We start from the raw sequence: 18,877 nt of genomic DNA, 5'->3' as shown, positions 1-18,877 counted from the left end.
AATATAAGGTTTTGGCGGCCCTATATTCTCTTTGCCACAATTCTGAACGGGCCTATATCGCGGTGATGCTGCTCACTCCGATCCTTCGCCTGTTCGAAACCTGGATAGATCCCTTCCGCGCTCGCGACAATCTTCAGCCGCCGCGCAGAACATTCGGATTCATCGCCTTCTATATCGGCCAGGCCAAGTGGCCGTTTATCGCCATGCTGATCCTCGGGGGCATGTCGGCTGCGATCGAAGCGGCGCTCTTCTGGTTCGTCGGCAGGCTCGTCGACATCCTCAGCACGATCAAGCCGGGAGCCGGTTGGAGCACGCTTCTGGCCGCCCATGGCGGCGAGATCTTCGGCATGCTGGCACTGATCGGCATCGTTCGCTTCGTCGTCGCCTTCCTGATCGCGCTCATCGACCAGCAGGTGATTACGCCCGGTTTCTATAATCTTGCGCGCTGGCAGTCCTATCTGCATGTGTCGCGCCAGTCGCTCGCCTTCTTCCAGAGCGATTTTTCCGGGCGCATCGTTACCAAGGTCTGGTCAGCGGGCCAGGCGACGGGCGATCTCGTGACATCGCTGATGGAAAGCGTCTGGTTCGTCGGCATCTATGCCGTGACCACGCTGGTTCTGGTCGGACAGCTTGATTTCTCACTGGCGGCGGTGGTGCTCTTCTGGCTGGTGGCGTTCAGCGTGCTTGCCCGCTATTTCGTGCCGCGTATCCGCTATCATTCGCGTGAAACCGCTGAGGCAGCCTCGCTGCTCAATGGCCGCATCGTCGATGCCTACAGCAATATCCAGACGCTGAAGCTCTTCGCCCGCGACGAAGAGAGCGACCGCTACATGCTCAATGGCTTCAACACCTATCAGGACACGGTGCTGCAGTTCACACGCTTCATCACCGGCGTGCGCGCCTCGATGGCGCTGCTTTCGGGCCTGATGATCGTGACCATGGCCGGCATCAGCGTGGACCTGTGGCTGCGCGGACTGATCAGCTCCGGCGGCGTCGCCTTCTCGCTGACGCTGGTTCTGAGACTGAACTTCCTGCTCGGACGTCTGATGACGCAGTTCAACGGCATCATGCGCAATCTCGGCACCATCCAGAACGCGGCCGAGCTGATCTCCCAGCCGCTACATCTCGTCAACCGCCCCGATGCGAAAGAACTCGTCATCAAGCAGCCAGGCATCCGTTTCGAGAATGTGTCTTTTCACTACGGCAAGGAAAATGCCGTCATCGACAAATTTTCGCTGACGATCCGTCCGGGCGAAAAGGTCGGCATCATCGGCCGCTCCGGTGCGGGCAAATCGACGCTCGTCAACATTCTCCTGCGCCTCTACGATCTCGAAGGCGGGCGCATCCTGATCGACGGGCAGGATATCGCCGGCGTCACCCAGGAATCGCTGCGCATGCAGATCGGCATGGTCAGCCAGGATACGTCGCTGCTGCATCGCTCCGTGCGGGACAATATCCTGTTCGGTCGGCCTGATGCCGGGGAGGAACGGCTTGTCGAGGCCGCCAGACGCGCCGAGGCGCTCGATTTCATCGAGCGGCTGCGAGACCAGCAGGGGCGCAAGGGTTTTGATGCCCATGTCGGCGAACGTGGCGTCAAGCTTTCGGGCGGCCAGCGGCAGCGTATCGCCATTGCTCGGGTGATGCTGAAGGATGCGCCGATCCTCGTTCTCGACGAGGCGACCTCGGCGCTCGATTCGGAAGTGGAAGAGGCGATCCAGTCGAACCTCAATCGCGTGATGGAAGGCAAGACGGTGCTTGCGATCGCTCACCGGCTTTCGACCATCGCCGCGCTCGACAGGCTTGTCGTGATCGATCGCGGCAAGATCATCGAGGAAGGCGCGCATGATGCGCTTCTGAAACAGGGCGGCCTTTATGCCGAGCTCTGGGCACGCCAGTCCGGCGGCTTCCTCGCTTCCGACGACGACGATACGCGTTCAGTGTTCGCGAACGAAATCGCTGACTAGGCCGTAATGGTTCGAGCCGAAGCTGTCTTCCAGCCGGCTCGTCGAGCGGATGAGCAGTGGCGTCCTTGCGAAGATATGGTCGATGCTGATGCCGAAGGAGCCCGCGCTGACCGGCCAGGTGGTTGGTTCCGGGAAATCCGTCTTCAGTCCCGTTCCGCGCAAAAAGTGCTGGATGGTGGGCGCCAAGATTGAAGAATTGAAATCTCCGGCAACCACAAGTGCGCCTGTATGAGGCTTCATGAAAGCGGTGAGATCCTCGAGCTCGTCAGCCTGAAAATCATCAAAATACGGCTTGGAGAGATGGGGGAACAGCAGATCGACAGGCGTCCCGTCGAAGTCGATCGAAATCGACACTAGCCGCTGTTTCCAAAGCTCGCCAATGTCGCGGATCTCCTGCCGGGCAAAGGGACGTTTCGACAGCACGAGCGTATCGCATGTCGCGCTCGCATCGCAGCCGATCCGGTAGGGATAGAGCTGCTGAAGCCGTGGCAACTGCGCGAAGACCGGCTCGGCCTCCATGATGTCGACTACGTCGGCGCCCGAGGCCAGAATGGCATCAGCAATCCGCCCGCCGTTTTCAAAATTGTCATTCTCGATATTGAAGGACATGAGCCGGAAAAGGCGAGGGGCGTTCTCCGAAGGCGGCTTGCCGGCGAATTCGCGCAGCATGATGACGCCATGGATATTCAGGAAGGTTGCCACCGCCAGCATCAGAAACCCATACCAGTGCCGCTTGAAAAAGAGGGCAATAACCGCACCAACAGCACAGATGATGCTGAGATGAACCTGGAAGCTGTAAACGAGCGAAAGCAGCCAGAAATCGGTAAGATAACGGAGCGAAACGAGGGCGAGAACAATGGTGATGAGGACGCTCAAGACGCAGAAAACAGTATGCCTCATCGGCGCAAATCCAAATTCGTATGGCAAACTCACCAGCGCCTAACACGCGCCCCAGTTTGTTGCAATGCAGCAAAGTTGCAAGCCAGTGATTGCCTTAAAAAATTCACTCAAATTTCCCGCGACATTGTGCCCCCATCCCCTTGTCAAGGCTGGACATAATTTGCGATCAAGCATAGAACGCGCCGGATTGGTGGGGAATCTATGGCCGAAATATGTTCTGATAGATTCGCCGCCTCTGGAGGGGCAGGGCGGAATTCCGCGACAATTGCGCAGAGGATGGTTAAGCCGTGAGCGAACACGTAACGACAAGCGAGGCTTCAGAGCCCACTCGCCGTGATTTCCTTTATCTCACCACTGGCATGGCCGGTGCGGTCGGCGCCGTTGCGGTTGCCTGGCCGTTCATCGACCAGATGCGTCCGGATGCGTCGACGCTCGCGCTGGCTTCCATCGAAGTGGACGTCACAAGCCTTACGCCCGGCATGTCGCTGACCGTCAAGTGGCGCGGCAAACCGATCTTCATCCGCAACCGCACACCGGAAGAAGTCACGGCTGCAGCCGATGTCCAGCTGTCGGACCTCAAGGATCCGATCGCCCGCAATGCAAACCTTCCTGCTGACGCGCCTGCAACGGGCGATGACCGCTCGGGCGGCAAGGGCAAGGAAAACTGGATCGTCATGATCGGCACCTGCACCCATCTCGGCTGCGTTCCGCTCGGTCAGGCCGGCGAATACAATGGTTGGTTCTGTCCCTGCCATGGTTCGGTCTACGACACGGCCGGCCGTATCCGCAAAGGCCCGGCGCCGCAGAACCTGGCGATCCCGACCTTTTCATTCGTGTCCGACACAAAGATCAAGATCGGTTGAGGGGAGACTGATTAATGAGTGGCCATTCCAGCTACGAGCCATCAACCGGCTTGGAAAAATGGGTCGATGCGCGCCTTCCGCTGCCGCGCATGGTCTATGACAGCTTCATTGCCTATCCGGTTCCGCGGAACCTGAACTATGCCTACACTTTCGGCGCCATGCTCGCCGTCATGCTGATCGTGCAGATCCTGACGGGCGTAACACTCGCCATGCACTATGCCGCCGACACCACGATCGCCTTCAACTCTGTTGAAAAGATCATGCGTGACGTCAATCACGGCTGGCTGCTGCGTTACCTGCATGCCAACGGCGCATCCTTCTTCTTCGTCGCCGTATACCTGCACATCGCCCGCGGCCTCTATTACGGTTCGTACAAGGCGCCGCGCGAAATCCTCTGGATCCTCGGCGTCGTCATCTACCTCCTGATGATGGCAACCGGCTTCATGGGCTATGTCCTGCCCTGGGGCCAGATGTCCTTCTGGGGCGCAACCGTCATCACCGGCTTCTTCTCGGCCTTTCCGCTGGTCGGTGAATGGGTCCAGCAGTTCCTGCTCGGCGGCTTTGCCGTCGACCAGCCGACGCTGAACCGCTTCTTCTCGCTGCATTACCTGCTGCCCTTCATGATCGCCGGCGTCGTCGTCCTGCACATCTGGGCGCTGCACGTTACCGGCCAGACCAACCCGACGGGCGTCGAGGTCAAGACCAAGACGGATACGGTTCGTTTCACGCCTTACGCAACGCTCAAGGATGCGCTCGGCGTTTCGGTCTTCCTGATCGTCTATGCCTACTTCGTCTTCTACCTGCCGAACTACCTCGGCCATGCCGACAACTACATCCCGGCCGATCCGCTGAAGACCCCGGCCCACATCGTTCCGGAATGGTACTTCCTGCCGTTCTACGCGATGCTGCGCTCGATCACCTTCAATGTCGGCCCGATCGACTCCAAGCTCGGCGGCGTTCTGGTCATGTTCGGCGCCATCATCGTGCTGTTCTTCCTGCCCTGGCTCGACACTTCAAAGGTGCGCTCGGCGGTCTATCGTCCGTGGTTCAAGCTGTTCTACTGGCTGTTCGTAATCAACGCGATCATCCTCGGCTGGCTCGGCTCGCAGCCTGCGGAAGGCCTGTACACGGCGATCTCGCAGTTCTGCACGCTGCTCTACTTCGCATTCTTCCTGGTCGCGATGCCGGTCCTTGGGCTGGTGGAAACACCGCGCCGCATTCCGAACTCGATCACTGAAGCGGTGCTCGAAAAGCGCAACAAGACTGCTGCGATCAAGGCCTGAGCGAGCGGACGGGAAGGAATAGAAATATGAAAAAGCTTGTTGCAAGCATCCTCTCGCTCGCTGTCGCAGCCGGCCTTGGCGGCGTCGCGTTCGCCCAGGAAGCTGCCGCCCCGGCTGCCCATCATGAGGAAAGTGCCACCCCGCACTATCCGCTGAAGGAACCGAAGGAAATCGACTGGACCTTTGCCGGCCCGTTCGGCCATTACGACAAGGGCCAGCTCCAACGCGGCCTGAAGGTGTATACGGAGGTCTGTTCCGCCTGCCACTCGATGAACCTCGTGCCCTTCCGTACGCTGGGCGCACTCGGCTATTCGGATGCACAGGTCAAGACCTTCGCGGCCAATTACGAAGTTCAGGACGGCCCTGACGCCAGCGGTGAAATGTTCACCCGCAAGGCAGTTCCATCCGACCACTTCCCATCGCCCTATCCGAATGCGGAAGCTGCCGCTGCTGCCAACAACGGTGCGGCTCCCCCGGATATGTCGCTGCTTGCCAAGGCCCGTGAAGTCGAACGCGGTTTCCCGCAGTTCGTCTTCGACATCTTCACCCAGTATCAGGAAAGCGGTCCGGACTATATCCACTCGCTGCTGACCGGCTATGAAGAGCCGCCGGCCGGCTTCCAGGTTCCGGCAGGTTCGCATTACAACCCGTATTTCCATGCCGCTGCCGTTCTCGCCATGCCGAAGCCGCTTTCCGACGACCAGGTCACCTATGACGACGGTTCGCCGCAGACGGTCGATCAGTATTCCAAGGATGTCTCGTCGTTCCTGATGTGGGCGTCCGAGCCGCATCTCGAAGAGCGCAAGCGTACCGGCTTCATGGTCATGGTCTTCCTGCTGATCTTCACGGTGCTGGTCTATCTGACCAAGCGCTCGATCTACGGGCGCACCGACCACTGAGATATAATCGGTCTCATCGGAAAAGGCGGCTTTTCAGCCGCCTTTTTTATTTGGTTTGACCCGGCGCAATTGATAGTGTGCGGGCGTTTTGTGCCCCTCGCAGATACGGATTTTCGATGAACAACACGCTTTCGGAGCTTGCGGCCAGCATCCGCTCCATACCGGATTATCCCAAGCCCGGCATCATCTTTCGCGACATCACCACGTTGCTCGGCAATCCCCGGGCCTTCCGCCGCGCGGTTGATGAACTCGTGCAACCCTATGCTGGTCTGAAGGTCGACAAGATTGCCGGCATGGAAGCGCGCGGCTTCATCCTCGGCGGCGCGGTTGCGCATCAGCTTTCCTCGGGCTTCGTGCCGATCCGCAAGAAGGGCAAGCTGCCGCATGACACAGTGCGCATCGCCTACAGCCTGGAATATGGCGTGGACGAAATGGAGATGCATCGCGATGCCGTTGAGCCAGGCGAAAAGGTGATCCTCGTCGACGATCTGATTGCGACGGGCGGCACGGCTGTGGGGGCGACAAAGCTTCTCCGCCAGATCGGCGCGGAAGTGGTCGGTGCCTGCTTCGTCATCGACCTGCCGGATCTCGGCGGCCGCAAGAAGCTCGAGGATCTCGGGGTCGACGTGCATACGCTCGTCGAGTTTTCCGGCCATTGAACCTGTCAATTCCAGCAGAGCCGTTTTAGGCGTTTGCTGGAATTGCTTCTGCCCGCATCACTCGAATTCGAGCACGCTGCTTTCAAAGCGGATGACGGCAATACCGTCCTGATTGACGCCTTCGCAGAGGATGTTGTTGACATGCCAGCCGGGCCGCGACGCCAGCGGACGGCCGGAGAGAAAGGTCACGGAATAGCTGACCGTCTCGTCGACAAAGACCGGCTTCAGCCACTGCAGCTTCTGGAAGCCGGGTGAGGGGCCGAGGTTCGGCGGGTCCAGGCCCTCGCTCTTCAGCCGGTCGATCTCCGCCATCCAGTATTCGAGGAAACATTGCATCCAGGCGGCCGTCGTATGCCATCCGGAGGCGCAGAGCCCGCCGAACATCGTGTCGCCGGCCGCATCCTTGTCGGTATGGAAGCGCTGCGGATCGTATTTCCGGGCGAAGCTGAGGATCTTTTCTTCGGTGAAGACATAGGTCCCGATCTCACTCTTCTCACCGGCGGCGTAGAGTTCGGTCATTCTCATGCGCTGACCTCCGGGCTGCCACGCATGCCGAAGATGACGGAGTTCTCCGACAGCAGGACCAGTTCACCGCGTTGGTTTTCCACGTCGTGGCGGAATTTAACGATGCCGAGGCCTGGACGCGAGCGCATCGGACGTGCCTCCAGCACCGTCGAATGGCCGGAGAGCGTGTCGCCTGCCAACACCGGTTTGCGCCATTCCATGAAATCGACGCCCGGTGCACCTTCGCAAAGCGAGTTCAGGACGAAACTGTCGGCCATCATGCGCATGAACATCGCCGACGTATGCCAGCCGGAAGCGGCAAGGCCGCCGAGGATGCTGGCACGGCCCGCCGCTTCGTCCAGATGCATGGGCTGAGGGTCGAACTCCGCGGCAAATTCGATGATTTCGGGTGCCGTCACTGCTTTCGGACCAAGCGGAAAGCGCCGGCCGGGCTGGAAATCCTCATAGGCGAGCTTTTCTGCAGGCATTAGGGGTCCTCATCATAGGCAGGCGTCAGTGCTTACAATAGCATCCGCGCGGGCTCAATGATTCCATAGGAACGAACCGGCATGGCTGAACTAAGGTCGATACTCGACGAGGCGGCGCGCGAGGGGCTGATTACAGCCGAGGCTGGCGAGCGGCTGGTGCCGTTCCTGGCTGCACGCGGTGTTGTCGTCGACGCGCGTGCGGCGGGGCCTTTGGAGCCGGCATGGTCGGATACAGAGACGCCACGCTTCGTCAGGGGCTTTCACGACGTCCTCATCACCATCGGCATCCTGATCGCGCTGGCGGGCCTCTGGGGACTTGCCTCGCTCTATGCGGTGCTGCCGGCAATTCTTGTGCTGGCAGAAATCCTCGTGAAGCGCCAGCGCCTCGCGCTGCCGGCCGTGTTGCTGACGCTGGCGGTTTTTGCCTGGACCTTCCGGATGATGCTGTCGATCTATCCCTCCAATGCCGATCTGTGGCTGACCGGCGATGGCATCGACAGGTTCATCGTCGCATTCCCCGTTATCATGGGGCTTTTCTATCTGCGCTACCGTGTGCCGCTTGCGCTTGCGCTTTCCATCTTCTCGGGTCTGGCCCTCGTGCTTGCGCTTGTCTTCCGCCTGCTGCAATGGGCGAGCGGCGACGATGCCTTCATCCTCAACCATTCGACTCTTGTGTCGGTCATCCTGTTTGCCTGCGCCGTCGGCCTGTTCATCGCTGCACTCGGTTTCGATCTCAGCGACAGGCTTCGCCGCACGACGCGATCGGATGTCGCCTTCTGGCTTCATCTCGTTGCCGCACCTGCGCTGCTCTACAGCATCCGGATCTTGCTCTCACTCGACGGCGGCTGGCTGGACATCATGGACGCCAACTCCTTCAAGACCCCGGTTGTCGTCGTAATCGTCGCGCTGTTGATGCTGATCGGCCTGATCATCGACCGGCGCGCTTTCGTCACGTCTGGCCTGCTGACGCTGGGACTGGCGATCTATGGGATATTCCGGCAGGGGAGTGCGACCGTCGATACCTATATTTTCGGAACGCTCATTATCGTCGGCGTGATCGTGCTCGTCATCGGTACAGGCTGGATGCCGCTTCGGCGCATCGTGTTGCGCGCCTTGCCGTCAGGCGTGGTAGAGAGACTGCCGCCCGGCTGAGCGGCAGCTTTGGTTTTTCTGCTTGACGCATGTCGTTATCGCAAAAACGCTGCGGGCTTTTGCGCGACATGCCTATGCATCAGGTATTGAAGCGGAAGTGGATGACGTCGCCGTCCTGGACGACATATTCCTTGCCTTCGTCGCGCGCCTTGCCGGCTTCCTTGGCGCCGACTTCACCATTGAACTGGATGTAGTCGTCGTAGGCGATCGTATTGGCGCGGATGAAGCCGCGTTCGAAATCCGAGTGGATCACGCCGGCTGCCTGCGGCGCCTTGGTGCCGCGCGCGATCGTCCAGGCGCGCGTTTCCTTCGGGCCGACCGTGAAATAGGTGATAAGGTCGAGCAGCTTGTAGCCTGCGCGGATCAAGCGGTCGAGGCCAGCTTCGTCAAGGCCGAGGGCTGAAAGGAACTCCTTGGCTTCCTCATCTGGAAGCTGGGCGACTTCGGATTCGATCGCAGCCGAGATAATGACGGTTTCGGCTCCTTGCGCCTTCGCCATCACGGCGACGGCCTCGGTATGTTGGTTGCCGGTCACAGCGTCGCCTTCGGCGACGTTGCAGACATAGAGGACTGGATGCGAGGTCAGGAGGTTAAGGCCCTGGAGGATACGGATCTCTTCCGCGTCCAGCTTCGCGAGCAGGGTGCGAACCGGCTTGCCGTCCTGCAGCAGGGCGAGCGAGGCTTCCATGATCGGCAGCATGGCCAAGGACTCCTTGTCCTTGCCGGCGGCGCGCTTGCGGGTCTGCTCCGTGCGGCGCTCAAGGCTTTCGAGATCGGCGAGCATCAGTTCGGTCTCGATCGTATCGGCGTCGGCAACCGGATCGATGCGACCTTCCACGTGGGTGATGTCGCCGTCCTCGAAGCAGCGCAGCACATGCACGATGGCATCGACTTCGCGAATATTGGCGAGGAACTGGTTGCCGAGGCCTTCACCCTTCGATGCGCCACGCACGAGGCCGGCAATATCGACGAAGTTGATGCGGGTCGGGATGATTTCCTTCGACTTGGCAATATTGGCAAGCTTCTGCATGCGGGCGTCGGGAACGGCCACTTCGCCGGTGTTCGGCTCGATCGTGCAGAAGGGATAGTTCGCCGCCTGCGCTGCCGCCGTCTTGGTGAGTGCGTTGAAGAGGGTCGACTTGCCGACATTCGGCAGACCGACGATACCGCATTTGAAGCCCATGGCTGAAACCTGCTGTTCTCAAGAAATCCTTGGCCGTGGCTATGGGATAAAGGAGGGGAGCGGTCAAGTCTTAGAGCGCTTTTCTCGCCGCTCCCTTGCCGTCGGGGCTTGGCAGCATTATTCTTACTCTCGCGGGATTTCCCCCGGCACCAGGTGTCGAAATTCTGCAATCTAAAAAGCTTAGTTAGATCCAAACCCCTTCCCATGTCATCAACGGGCGGATTTCCGATGGCTGACAACGACATTGCCTTAAAACCCAAGACCAGGGTGAAGCCGAAGCTGGACAAGCCGAAGCTCTACAAGGTCATTCTCGTCAATGACGATTATACGCCACGCGAATTTGTCACCGTGGTGCTGAAGGTCGTTTTTCGCATGAGCGAAGAGGCCGGTTACCGCGTGATGATGACGGCACACAAGCTCGGCTCCTGCGTGGTCGTGGTTTGTACCAAAGATATTGCGGAGACGAAGGCCAAGGAAGCCATCGACCTTGCCAAGGAGATGGGCTTTCCACTGATGTTCACGACGGAGCCTGAGGAATAGTGGCCGGAGGAAAGGACGTGCGTCTCAAGACGGGCGGCGGATCTGGTAGCCGGTCTTGTCCTGCATGAAACCACAGTTTTCATAGAAGCGCAGGGTTGCCGGATTCTTGGATCCGGTGAGCAGCATGACCTTGTAGCAGCCGACGTTCCAGGCTTCTTCAATCGCATGCCGGATGAGTTTGCCGGCATAACCTTGCTTGCGGTGATCAGCGTGGGTGACGACGTTTTCGATCAGTGCGTAGGAGGCGCCATTGCGCGTCAGGTTGGGCACGGTGACCAGCGTGACGGTCGCGGCAGCGATCTCGCCGGCAAAGCCGATCAAGACCGTCATGCCGGGCTGCGCCAGAATGGCGCAAAAGCGTTCCATTGCCACATCAGCAGAGAGGACCGGATCGGTCGGGTTGAGGTGCTGGTAGAGCGTGGTCAGGCCCTGCAAATCGCCGACGGCCGCGGGCCGGATGCTGAAGTCCCCGCCTGCCATCGCGTTCAGTCGCCCTTGTTGCCGAACATCTTTTTCAGCATCTCGGCCATGGGGCCAGTCGCCGGAAGCTTCTGCTGGCCGTGATTGCGGGCCTGGTGAATGTGGGACTTTCCTGCCGGCTTCTTCTCCGGCTTCGGCTTTTCCTCTTCCGCCTTGCCGCCGAGCGCGAGTGCAATCTTGTTCATCAGCTGGGAATCTTCATTGCGGACCAGCATGTCGGCGTTGTCGGCGAGCGTGTCGAGCAGCGGTTCCAGCCAATCCCGGTCGACCTTGGCGAAATCACCAAGCACATGGTTGTGTACGAGTTCCTTGGCGCCTGGATGACCGATGCCGAGGCGCAGGCGGCGGTATTCCTTGCCGCAATGGGCGTCGAGCGACTTGATGCCATTGTGGCCGCCATGGCCTCCGCCGGTCTTCAGCCGCGCCTTGCCGGCCGGGAGATCGAGCTCGTCATAGATCGCCACGAGATCGGAAGGCTGCAGCTTGTAGAAGCGCATGGCTTCGCCGACCGCTTCGCCCGACAGGTTCATGAAGGTCTGCGGCTTGATCAGCAGCACCTTCTCACCCGCCAGCTCACCTTCGGAAATCTCGGCCTTGAATTTCCTCGACCAGGGCGAAAAGCTGTGGCGGCGATAGATGGCATCCACCGCCATGAAGCCGATATTGTGCCGGTTGCCGGCATATTTCGCGCCGGGATTGCCGAGACCCGCGATGATCAGCATGGCCTGTCTTCCTTGCAAGAGCTGTTGGCGTTCACCACCGCGAAACGGCGGCAAAGTCAAGTGGCAAAGGCGGGCGTGAACGGTGGGCGGCCGATCAATTCAGCAGATGCAGGCCATATTTCGTGAAGATCTGCTTCTGTTCGCCGCTGGCAATCAGCTTGTCCAGCGAGGCCTGCATGCGGGCCAGGAGATCGTCCGGGAAGTTCTTCTCGCAGGCAATTCCCATCGGCTGCGAGGACAGCACGGTCACCATTTCCAGCGGCTGGTCAGCCTTCAGCTTGTTGAAATAGAGTTCGGAGATCGGCATCATGTCGATACGGCCGCCGAGCAGCTTGCGCAGCGTCGCGTTGAAATCGCTGGCGACGTCGAGCTTGGTAAAGCCCTTCTCCTTGAGTGTCACTTCGGTATAGTCGTCACGCTGTGTGCCGATAACGTATTTCTTTGCCGCCTCGAGGTTGGCGGCAGAGACGCCTGAACCCTGGCGGGTAATCAGGATGTTGCGGTCGACGAGAAGCGGCTCGACCCATTTGAACAGGCCGTCGCGCGAGGCATTGTGGGCGGTCGCGAAGACGCAGGTCATCGATGTCGTGCGTGCGAGACTGAAGGCACGGGCCCAGGGCATGACGTCGAGCGTATAATCGATGCCGATATCGGCCATCACCTTCTGAACCTGTTCCACGGTCGCGCCCTTGATAACCTTTCCGTCGCGGTAGTTGAAAGGGGCGTATTCCTCGGTCACGAAGGCTACCGTCTGGGCTGACGCCGACGCGGAAAAGCAGGGCAGGGCAAGAAGTGCAAGAAGCAGCAGCCTTTTCATCGCGATACCTCCCGTATCTCGTCAATTCATGAAGCGCGCGCCACATCCGAGAGCGAGCTGCTCAATTCCTCGATCAGCCTGGCGGCGTTCTGCGGACGGTGGAACAGATAGCCCTGACCATAATCGAGGCCCATCTGGTGCAGGGTGCCGCATTCCTCCTCGGTCTCGATGCCTTCGGCAATCACGGTGCAGTTCATCTTGTGCGACAGCGTCGTGATGCCCTCGATCAGCATGCGGCTCTTCTGGCGCACGTCATCGTCAGCGTCATTGATGGCGCGGGTGAAGGACTGGTCAATCTTGATGATGTCGACCGGAAAGCGATTGAGATAACTCAGCGACGAGTACCCGGTACCAAAATCGTCAAGCGCGATGCGGCAACCGAAACGGCGCAGTTCCGTCACGATCATGCGGATCTGCGGGTTGTCGTGCATCAGCACCGCTTCCGTGATCTCGACGACGATACGATCCGGCAGGATGCCGTGGCGGCCGAGGATCGCGGCGAGGCGGGCGGCGAGCGCCGGCTCGAATTGCAGCGGCGAGAAATTGATGGCGAGATAGGTATTCTGCATGCCGGGCAGGCGAGAAATCTTCGCCAGATTGGCGATCGCCTTTTCCATGATGACATTGCCGACGCGAACGATCTTGGCAGTCTCTTCGGCCACGCTGATGATCTCGGCCGGTGGCATGAGACCCTTCTGTGGATGGTTGAGGCGCATCAGTGCCTCGAAGCCCGCGATGCCGCGGCCGTTCAGGTTCACGATCGGCTGGAGATAGGCCTCGAACCAGTCGTCGGCGAGGCCGGCTTCGATATGCGCTTCGATCTCGGCGCGCCGGCGGGCATGGTCGAGCATGCTGTTGTCGAAAATCCGTGCGCCGTTCTTGCCGTCGCGCTTCTTGGCATACATGGCCATGTCGGACTTCTGCAGCAGTTCGGCTGCCGTCGCAGCATGGCGCGGATAGATGGCGATGCCGACAGAGGCGCTGAGATGCATGTCCGGGCCGAAAGGTGTCTCGAAGATCGAAGCGATCTGGTCGCACATGGCGCGAGCGCGCTTCTCGGCATTCTTGGCGGGCAGCAGGATGGCGAATTCATCGCCGCCGAGACGGGCAGCTTCATCGGAGGGAGCAAGCAACGTCTTCAGCCGCTCGACGAGTTCGATGAGGGCCGCGTCGCCTGCGGCGTGGCCCATATTGTCGTTGATCCACTTGAAGCGGTCGAGGTCGACGAAGAGGCAGGCGAGTTCCTGATCGGCGGCATCGGCGGCTGCGATCTTGCTGTCGAGTACGGCTTCGAAGCCCTGGCGGTTCAACAGACCTGTCAGATGGTCCGATATCGCCTGGCGATGATTGCGGTCTTCGGAGGCCTTCAGTTCCGTCACATCGGTCATGACGGAGAGCGACTGACCTTCCTGTCCCTGGGTCGTCAGCGCCGACTCCATGATCAGGGCGTCCATGATGCGGCCGTCCATGCAGATGAACTTGACGGTGACGTCACCGGTGCCGTTCTCACGCTGGCTCTTGCGATTGACGAACTTGTCGCGGGTGAAGGAGGTCACGAGATCGGAGAAATTCCGGCCGATGACGGCGGCGCGGTGATAACCGGTTGCAAGCAGCCAATAGTCGCTGACGGCGGTGATGCGATCTTCGTCGTCGAGCGAGAAGAGCATGGCTGGCGTCAGGTTATAGATATCGGTGGTGCGGCGATGCGCGAGCTTCAGCTCGGTTTCCTCATTCTCGAGCTTCGTCTGCATTTCGTTGAAGCTCTGGGCGAGGCGGCCCATTTCGTCGTTCGACCGCCAGTCGACATGATGGCGGGAGCCGAGCTGGCGTGTCGCCTCGATTGCGGCCGTCAGGCGCATCAGGGGCTGGATGACGAAGATGCGGTTGCCGATAAGCGCGGTCGCGAAAACGGCCAGCACCGCGAAAATGAAGATCGAGACGAAAACGACCTCTTCCTGCTTCAGGCCGGAAAACAAGCCGAGTGCCGGATAGAAGACGGAAATGCTGCCGAGGTTCTTCGGGCCATCGACGGTGTTGTAGATGATGGCGCGTGATACCTGAACGAGCTTGCCGTCGAATGACCTCGGAATGGTCGACTGGCTGACGTCGAGCTGGCCGGATTGATCGCGCACTTCCACCTTGACGATGGCGCCCTGCGAAACGACCGTCGCGCTGATTTGGGTTACGCTGTCGGCATCAAGATCCCAAAGCGGCTTGGCAAGCGCCTGGGCATTGGCAACAAGAAGAACGGAAATATGGTCGCGTATTTCCTTGTCGGCGCGTTCGGAGGAAAGGAAAAGAAAAAGAACAAAAAGGGGGGCTACAAAAACAAGCAGCGCGCCGCAAACAATCGCAAAAAATCTGTTCTCAACGGAATTATTCATGGTTCCGTTTGCTCCACGGGGTCGGAATATTCTGCGGTCACGCAGCAGGGCGGGGACTTCGCAACCAGCCGGAACATGCTTCCATGAATGTGTTAAATGTTGCTGAAATGGGCCTTTCCCGGAAATGAAAAAGCCCGCTTTCCTCAGGGAAAACGGGCTTATGCTTTACAAATTGGTAGAAGCTATCAGGCTTCTGCTTCGCCTTCGGCAGCGGACTCGTCGATGCCTGCAGCCGGAGCAACGATCGTTGCGATCGTGAAGTCGCGATCGGCGATAGTGGGCGTAACACCCTTCGGCAGCGTGACTTCCGAAATGTGGATGCTGTCGCCGATCTTGTGGCCGGAGAGGTCAACCGTGAAGAATTCCGGGATCGCGTTTGCCGGGCACTGAACTTCGACTTCGTGACGAACGATGTTCAGAACGCCGCCGACCTTGAGGCCCGGGGACTTGTCTTCGTTGACGAAGTGAACCGGGATTTCAACGGTAACCTGGGTGTTGCCAGATACGCGCAGGAAGTCGACGTGCATCGTGAAGTCGCGGACCGGATCGAGCTGGTAGTCCTTCGGCAGAACCTGGTACTTCTTGCCGTCGACGTCGATGGTCGCAACGGTGGTCATGAAGCCACCGGCATGAATGCGCTTCGTCACCTCATTGGTGTTGATAGCGATGGAAATCGGGGCCTGCTTGTCACCATAGATGACAGCGGGAATAAAGCCGTTGCGGCGGAGTTCACGGGCGGACCCCTTACCAACCCGTTCGCGCGCCTCGGCCTTGAGCTCGTAAGTTTCGTGGCTCATGGCTAGTCCTTTCGAGGTTATTTGGAGAGCCCGCGGCGGGCAAAAAGCCTTGTGCCGTCGGACCGGAGGCGGGCATGCCCGTCCTCATCCGCGTTGCCTCCAAGGGTGTCTACGCGGACGCGTGGCCTATAATATAAGTGTCACGGAAACGCAAGCGGTGACAGGCTCTGTCGAGAATAGCATGCCGTCGGCCATATCCTGCCGATCGCGTCTTGCCGTAATACACCCGAAAAACCGCGCGATGCAATCCTTGGTATTGCGGGGGTGACTCCAAAACCAATGATAAGCTTTCGTTGTCCGGGCGTTAATCACAAAGTCGAACAGAAGGTTCCACTTTGCCTGCAAAGGCGCCGGATTATCCCTTCTTTAACGCGGGCAGATCGATGTCAGGCTTGAAAAGAATGGGTTTTCTCATGTTTGCGATCGCATACTGCCTGACATACCAACATGACCTGACGCTGGTTCTCCTGGCTGCCGCACTATGCCTTGTGTCCAATCTGGGAACGATCCTGTTCTTGAGAAGCGCTGGCAGGTCAAAAGGCGTGCCGCGCTGGATCTGGCTTTCCGTGGCCGGGGCAGCGGGCGGCTTCGGTATCTGGTCGACGCATTTCGTCGCGATGCTCGCCTATGATCCGGGCATCGTCGTCGGTTTTGATCGCGATCTGACGCTTATTTCACTCGGCGCGGCCTTTGCCTCCACTTTTGTGGCCGGCCTTGCTGCCGTGTCACTTGCAGGCTCCCAGGCCAATATTGCCGCGGGCCTCGCTTTTGGCGTCGGCGTCGCAGCCATGCATTTCATCGGCATGGCTGGACTGCAGGTTCCAGGTACCATCGTCTGGGATCGGTATCTCGTTGTCGTTGCGCTGATCATATCGGCGGCCATGGCGACCTGGGGATTTACGCTCACAAAGAACTGGAAGGGCTCGAACTGGAGCATTCTCGCTGCAGCGTCCGCGCTGTCACTCGGCATCGTCCTCATGCATTTCACCGCGATGGGGGCGCTGACGATTATCGAAGGAGGCGCAAACGCGATCGAGCCGCAGGCGCTTTCGAAGCCGTTTCTTCTGGCGACCATTCTTGCCGTATCGATCTCAATGCTCGCCTCGGGCATTTCGGCATCGATCATTGCGTTTCGCGCCGCCAGGCAGGCGAGTGCAAGCGAAACCAGGTTCGAGCTGCTCCTGCAGGGCGTGACGGATTACGCAATCTACATGCTCGACCCTTCAGGCATCGTGACGAACTGGAATACCGGGGCGGAACGCGCCAAGGGCTATAGCGCCGCCGAAATCGTCGGCCAGAGCTTCGCCCGGTTCTACTCCGAAGAGGATCAGAAGAATGGTCTTCCGCAGCGTGCGCTCCAATCCGCTCTCGCCAACGGCAGATTTGAAGCAGAAGGGCTGCGTTTTCGCAAGGATGGATCCTCGTTCTGGGCACATGTCGTCATCCAACCCGTGTATGATGATGACCATCATCTCATCGGGTACGTGAAGATTACCCGCGATATCACGCAGGCAAAGATCGACGGGGATCGGATCAGGGAAGTATCGAGGAACCTCGATCTGGCACTCGAGAACATGAGCCAGGGCATCTCGATGTTCGACCGCAATGAGCGGCTGATTCTCGCAAACGCCAGATATAGCCAGCTCTTCGGGTTTCCCGAGAATTTCATTCGCCCCGGCCTTGCCTATTCCGAAATCGTTCGCAGCGGCTATCAGATCGTCTTTGGCGATGGTGACGCCGCAGATACAAGGGCGACCGATCATTATCGCCGGCATATGGCGACCATGCGCTCCGGCCAGAAAACCCTGGTGCATCAGACGACGAGCGGTCGCTCAATTCTTGCGACATTCAACGTTCTGGCGGATGGCGGCTGGGTTACGACATTCGAAGACATTACCGAGCGACTGGCACGCGAAGAGAAAATCGCGTTCATGGCCAAGCACGATGCGTTGACCGGCCTTCCTAACCGTCCCACGTTCAACGACTATCTCTCACATCAGCTGACAATCGCCAAAAGGCTGTCGAGCAAGGTTGCGGTGATTGGCATCGACCTGGACAAGTTCAAAGAAATCAATGACCAGATGGGTCATGTCGCAGGTGATTTCGTGTTGAGCACATTGGCTGCCCGCTTGAACGGAATCCTGCGCGACGAGGAGCTCGTCGCCCGACTTGGCGGCGATGAGTTCGCAGCCGTGAAGCGCTTCAACGACATGGCAGAGCTTGACGACTTCGTTGCGCGGCTGGAAGCCACGCTCATGGAGAAGATGGATTTCGAGGGACACCATATCGTCCCGGGGGCCAGCGTTGGCGTCGCACTTTACCCCGAGGCCGGCGAAAATACCGAAACGCTTCTCGCAAACGCAGATTTGGCCATGTATCGTGCAAAGCATGAGGTCGGGCGCAATGTCTGCTTCTATGAAGAATCCATGGATGAAGCGTCTCGTGACAGACGAAGGCTGGCGCGTGACCTCTGGACCGCGATCGAGCGTGACCAGATGTACCTTCACTATCAGGTGCAGAAATCGGTCGCGACCGGCAAGACGACCGGCTACGAGGTGCTGCTCAGATGGAACCATCCTGAGCGCGGAAACATCTCGCCCGTCGATTTCATTCCGATTGCCGAAGAATGCGGCGCGATCGTGCCCATCGGCGAATGGGTCCTTCGCGAGGCATGCAGGGAAGCGGTCAGCTGGAAGGACGACATCAAGATCGCCGTCAATATTTCGCCCATCCAGATCGCCCATGCAAACATAGCCGAGCTCGTTCGCGCCGTGCTCCAGGAAACCGGCCTGCCGGCATCGCGGCTCGAACTTGAAATAACGGAGTCGTCGATCATCGTCGACAAGAGCAAGGCGCTGGTTGCAATGCGCGCGCTCAAGCAGCAGGGCGTCGCTATCGCCATCGACGATTTTGGAACAGGCTATTCGTCACTCGAGACCCTTCGCTCATTCCCCTTCGACAAGATCAAGCTCGATCGCAGCTTCATGAACGAAGTCGAGACGAGCCAGGAGGCGAAAGCGGTCATTCGGTCCATCCTGGCCCTCGGACGCGGGCTGTCGATTCCGGTGTTGGCGGAAGGCGTGGAAACGCTGAGCCAGCTCGAGCTGCTGACGTCGGAAGGATGCGATGAGGCTCAGGGCTACTACTTTGGCCGCCCGGCACGAATGGAAAAACAAGCCGCTGCACTCAACACGGCGGCTTGACACCGGAAGATATCCGATCTTCCTATGCCGCATTCAAAG

General features: G+C 59.3%; 17 protein-coding genes. 8 read left to right on the top strand and 9 right to left on the bottom strand.

Features of this window, described 5'->3' with window-relative positions:
- The first annotated feature begins 65 nt into the window (after positions 1-65).
- On the top strand, positions 66-1,964 hold the full coding sequence (locus FHX06_RS03735) for an ABC transporter ATP-binding protein (RefSeq protein ID WP_183878410.1): 1,899 nt from the start codon (positions 66-68) through the stop codon (positions 1,962-1,964).
- Here the strand turns inward: FHX06_RS03735 and FHX06_RS03730 are convergent.
- Positions 1,935-2,864 (bottom strand): endonuclease/exonuclease/phosphatase family protein, encoded by a 930-nt coding sequence (locus FHX06_RS03730; protein WP_112543553.1) that lies wholly within the window; start codon positions 2,862-2,864, stop codon positions 1,935-1,937. The two genes, FHX06_RS03735 and FHX06_RS03730, sit on opposite strands and share 30 nt — an antisense overlap.
- Positions 2,865-3,151: 287 nt before the next feature.
- On the opposite strand from FHX06_RS03730, the gene petA reads away from it, so the two are divergent.
- From petA to FHX06_RS03710, 4 genes are all read left to right on the top strand, one after another.
- The gene (gene petA / locus FHX06_RS03725) at positions 3,152-3,727 is read left to right on the top strand and encodes a ubiquinol-cytochrome c reductase iron-sulfur subunit (RefSeq protein WP_112543554.1); all 576 of its coding nucleotides are present in this window, start codon (positions 3,152-3,154) and stop codon (positions 3,725-3,727) included.
- Between the two features lie 14 nt (positions 3,728-3,741).
- Positions 3,742-5,010 carry a cytochrome b gene (locus FHX06_RS03720; RefSeq protein WP_113210849.1) on the top strand — a complete coding sequence of 423 codons (1,269 nt, stop codon included), beginning with the start codon at positions 3,742-3,744 and terminating at the stop codon, positions 5,008-5,010.
- Between the two features lie 26 nt (positions 5,011-5,036).
- Positions 5,037-5,909, top strand: a complete 873-nt coding sequence (locus FHX06_RS03715) for a cytochrome c1 (protein WP_112543556.1) — start codon at positions 5,037-5,039, stop codon at positions 5,907-5,909.
- A gap of 116 nt (positions 5,910-6,025) precedes the next feature.
- Positions 6,026-6,568 carry an adenine phosphoribosyltransferase gene (locus FHX06_RS03710; RefSeq protein WP_112543557.1) on the top strand — a complete coding sequence of 181 codons (543 nt, stop codon included), beginning with the start codon at positions 6,026-6,028 and terminating at the stop codon, positions 6,566-6,568.
- A 57-nt stretch (positions 6,569-6,625) separates the two neighbouring features.
- On the opposite strand, the gene FHX06_RS03705 is transcribed toward FHX06_RS03710, so the two are convergent.
- The gene (locus tag FHX06_RS03705) at positions 6,626-7,093 is read right to left on the bottom strand and encodes a MaoC/PaaZ C-terminal domain-containing protein (RefSeq protein WP_113210850.1); all 468 of its coding nucleotides are present in this window, start codon (positions 7,091-7,093) and stop codon (positions 6,626-6,628) included.
- The gene (locus FHX06_RS03700) at positions 7,090-7,560 is read right to left on the bottom strand and encodes a MaoC family dehydratase (protein ID WP_183878143.1); all 471 of its coding nucleotides are present in this window, start codon (positions 7,558-7,560) and stop codon (positions 7,090-7,092) included. Before FHX06_RS03700 ends, FHX06_RS03705 begins: the two co-directional genes overlap by 4 nt.
- A gap of 81 nt (positions 7,561-7,641) precedes the next feature.
- On the opposite strand from FHX06_RS03700, the gene FHX06_RS03695 reads away from it, so the two are divergent.
- Complete coding sequence (locus tag FHX06_RS03695) at positions 7,642-8,712, top strand: hypothetical protein (protein ID WP_183878141.1); 1,071 nt, start codon at positions 7,642-7,644, stop codon at positions 8,710-8,712.
- Positions 8,713-8,791: 79 nt separating this feature from the next.
- Here the strand turns inward: FHX06_RS03695 and ychF are convergent, their stop codons facing one another.
- Positions 8,792-9,895 carry a redox-regulated ATPase YchF gene (gene ychF, locus FHX06_RS03690; RefSeq protein ID WP_112972212.1) on the bottom strand — a complete coding sequence of 368 codons (1,104 nt, stop codon included), beginning with the start codon at positions 9,893-9,895 and terminating at the stop codon, positions 8,792-8,794.
- 228 nt (positions 9,896-10,123) lie between these two features.
- Between ychF and clpS the strand changes: the two genes are divergently transcribed.
- A complete protein-coding gene (gene clpS, locus FHX06_RS03685) occupies positions 10,124-10,435 on the top strand; it encodes an ATP-dependent Clp protease adapter ClpS (RefSeq protein ID WP_112543562.1) in 312 nt (103 codons plus the stop codon).
- A 24-nt stretch (positions 10,436-10,459) separates the two neighbouring features.
- On the opposite strand, the gene FHX06_RS03680 is transcribed toward clpS, so the two are convergent.
- The 5 genes from FHX06_RS03680 to FHX06_RS03660 form a co-directional block, all read right to left on the bottom strand.
- Positions 10,460-10,915: a GNAT family N-acetyltransferase gene (locus FHX06_RS03680; protein ID WP_183878139.1), complete on the bottom strand. Its 456-nt coding sequence runs from the start codon at positions 10,913-10,915 to the stop codon at positions 10,460-10,462.
- A gap of 5 nt (positions 10,916-10,920) precedes the next feature.
- Positions 10,921-11,637: an aminoacyl-tRNA hydrolase gene (pth, locus tag FHX06_RS03675; RefSeq protein WP_112543564.1), complete on the bottom strand. Its 717-nt coding sequence runs from the start codon at positions 11,635-11,637 to the stop codon at positions 10,921-10,923.
- Positions 11,638-11,731: 94 nt separating this feature from the next.
- Positions 11,732-12,454, bottom strand: a complete 723-nt coding sequence (locus tag FHX06_RS03670) for a substrate-binding periplasmic protein (protein WP_183878137.1) — start codon at positions 12,452-12,454, stop codon at positions 11,732-11,734.
- 26 nt (positions 12,455-12,480) lie between these two features.
- Positions 12,481-14,838, bottom strand: a complete 2,358-nt coding sequence (locus FHX06_RS03665) for an EAL domain-containing protein (RefSeq protein ID WP_183878134.1) — start codon at positions 14,836-14,838, stop codon at positions 12,481-12,483.
- A gap of 185 nt (positions 14,839-15,023) precedes the next feature.
- Positions 15,024-15,635 (bottom strand): 50S ribosomal protein L25/general stress protein Ctc, encoded by a 612-nt coding sequence (locus FHX06_RS03660; protein WP_112543567.1) that lies wholly within the window; start codon positions 15,633-15,635, stop codon positions 15,024-15,026.
- Between the two features lie 413 nt (positions 15,636-16,048).
- On the opposite strand from FHX06_RS03660, the gene FHX06_RS03655 reads away from it, so the two are divergent.
- Complete coding sequence (locus tag FHX06_RS03655) at positions 16,049-18,838, top strand: EAL domain-containing protein (protein ID WP_183878132.1); 2,790 nt, start codon at positions 16,049-16,051, stop codon at positions 18,836-18,838.
- The last annotated feature ends 39 nt before the right edge of the window (positions 18,839-18,877 follow it).

The organism is Rhizobium sp. BK512 (assembly GCF_014194915.1).
Lineage (GTDB): Bacteria > Pseudomonadota > Alphaproteobacteria > Rhizobiales > Rhizobiaceae > Rhizobium.
The sequence above is the reverse complement of the archived record's forward strand: the minus strand, read 5'-3'. Positions and strand labels throughout refer to the sequence as shown.

What these genes read in the sequence shown, in the direction of transcription:
- FHX06_RS03735 (WP_183878410.1), top strand. Translation starts at nt 66, where the DNA reads ATGCTGCTCACTCCGATCCTTCGCCTGTTCGAAACCTGGATAGATCCC.
- FHX06_RS03730 (WP_112543553.1), bottom strand. Translation starts at nt 2,864, where the DNA reads ATGAGGCATACTGTTTTCTGCGTCTTGAGCGTCCTCATCACCATTGTT.
- FHX06_RS03720 (WP_113210849.1), top strand. Translation starts at nt 3,742, where the DNA reads ATGAGTGGCCATTCCAGCTACGAGCCATCAACCGGCTTGGAAAAATGG.
- FHX06_RS03715 (WP_112543556.1), top strand. Translation starts at nt 5,037, where the DNA reads ATGAAAAAGCTTGTTGCAAGCATCCTCTCGCTCGCTGTCGCAGCCGGC.
- FHX06_RS03710 (WP_112543557.1), top strand. Translation starts at nt 6,026, where the DNA reads ATGAACAACACGCTTTCGGAGCTTGCGGCCAGCATCCGCTCCATACCG.
- FHX06_RS03705 (WP_113210850.1), bottom strand. Translation starts at nt 7,093, where the DNA reads ATGAGAATGACCGAACTCTACGCCGCCGGTGAGAAGAGTGAGATCGGG.
- FHX06_RS03700 (WP_183878143.1), bottom strand. Translation starts at nt 7,560, where the DNA reads ATGCCTGCAGAAAAGCTCGCCTATGAGGATTTCCAGCCCGGCCGGCGC.
- FHX06_RS03695 (WP_183878141.1), top strand. Translation starts at nt 7,642, where the DNA reads ATGGCTGAACTAAGGTCGATACTCGACGAGGCGGCGCGCGAGGGGCTG.
- ychF (WP_112972212.1), bottom strand. Translation starts at nt 9,895, where the DNA reads ATGGGCTTCAAATGCGGTATCGTCGGTCTGCCGAATGTCGGCAAGTCG.
- clpS (WP_112543562.1), top strand. Translation starts at nt 10,124, where the DNA reads ATGGCTGACAACGACATTGCCTTAAAACCCAAGACCAGGGTGAAGCCG.
- FHX06_RS03680 (WP_183878139.1), bottom strand. Translation starts at nt 10,915, where the DNA reads ATGGCAGGCGGGGACTTCAGCATCCGGCCCGCGGCCGTCGGCGATTTG.
- pth (WP_112543564.1), bottom strand. Translation starts at nt 11,637, where the DNA reads ATGCTGATCATCGCGGGTCTCGGCAATCCCGGCGCGAAATATGCCGGC.
- FHX06_RS03670 (WP_183878137.1), bottom strand. Translation starts at nt 12,454, where the DNA reads ATGAAAAGGCTGCTGCTTCTTGCACTTCTTGCCCTGCCCTGCTTTTCC.
- FHX06_RS03665 (WP_183878134.1), bottom strand. Translation starts at nt 14,838, where the DNA reads ATGAATAATTCCGTTGAGAACAGATTTTTTGCGATTGTTTGCGGCGCG.
- FHX06_RS03660 (WP_112543567.1), bottom strand. Translation starts at nt 15,635, where the DNA reads ATGAGCCACGAAACTTACGAGCTCAAGGCCGAGGCGCGCGAACGGGTT.
- FHX06_RS03655 (WP_183878132.1), top strand. Translation starts at nt 16,049, where the DNA reads ATGTTTGCGATCGCATACTGCCTGACATACCAACATGACCTGACGCTG.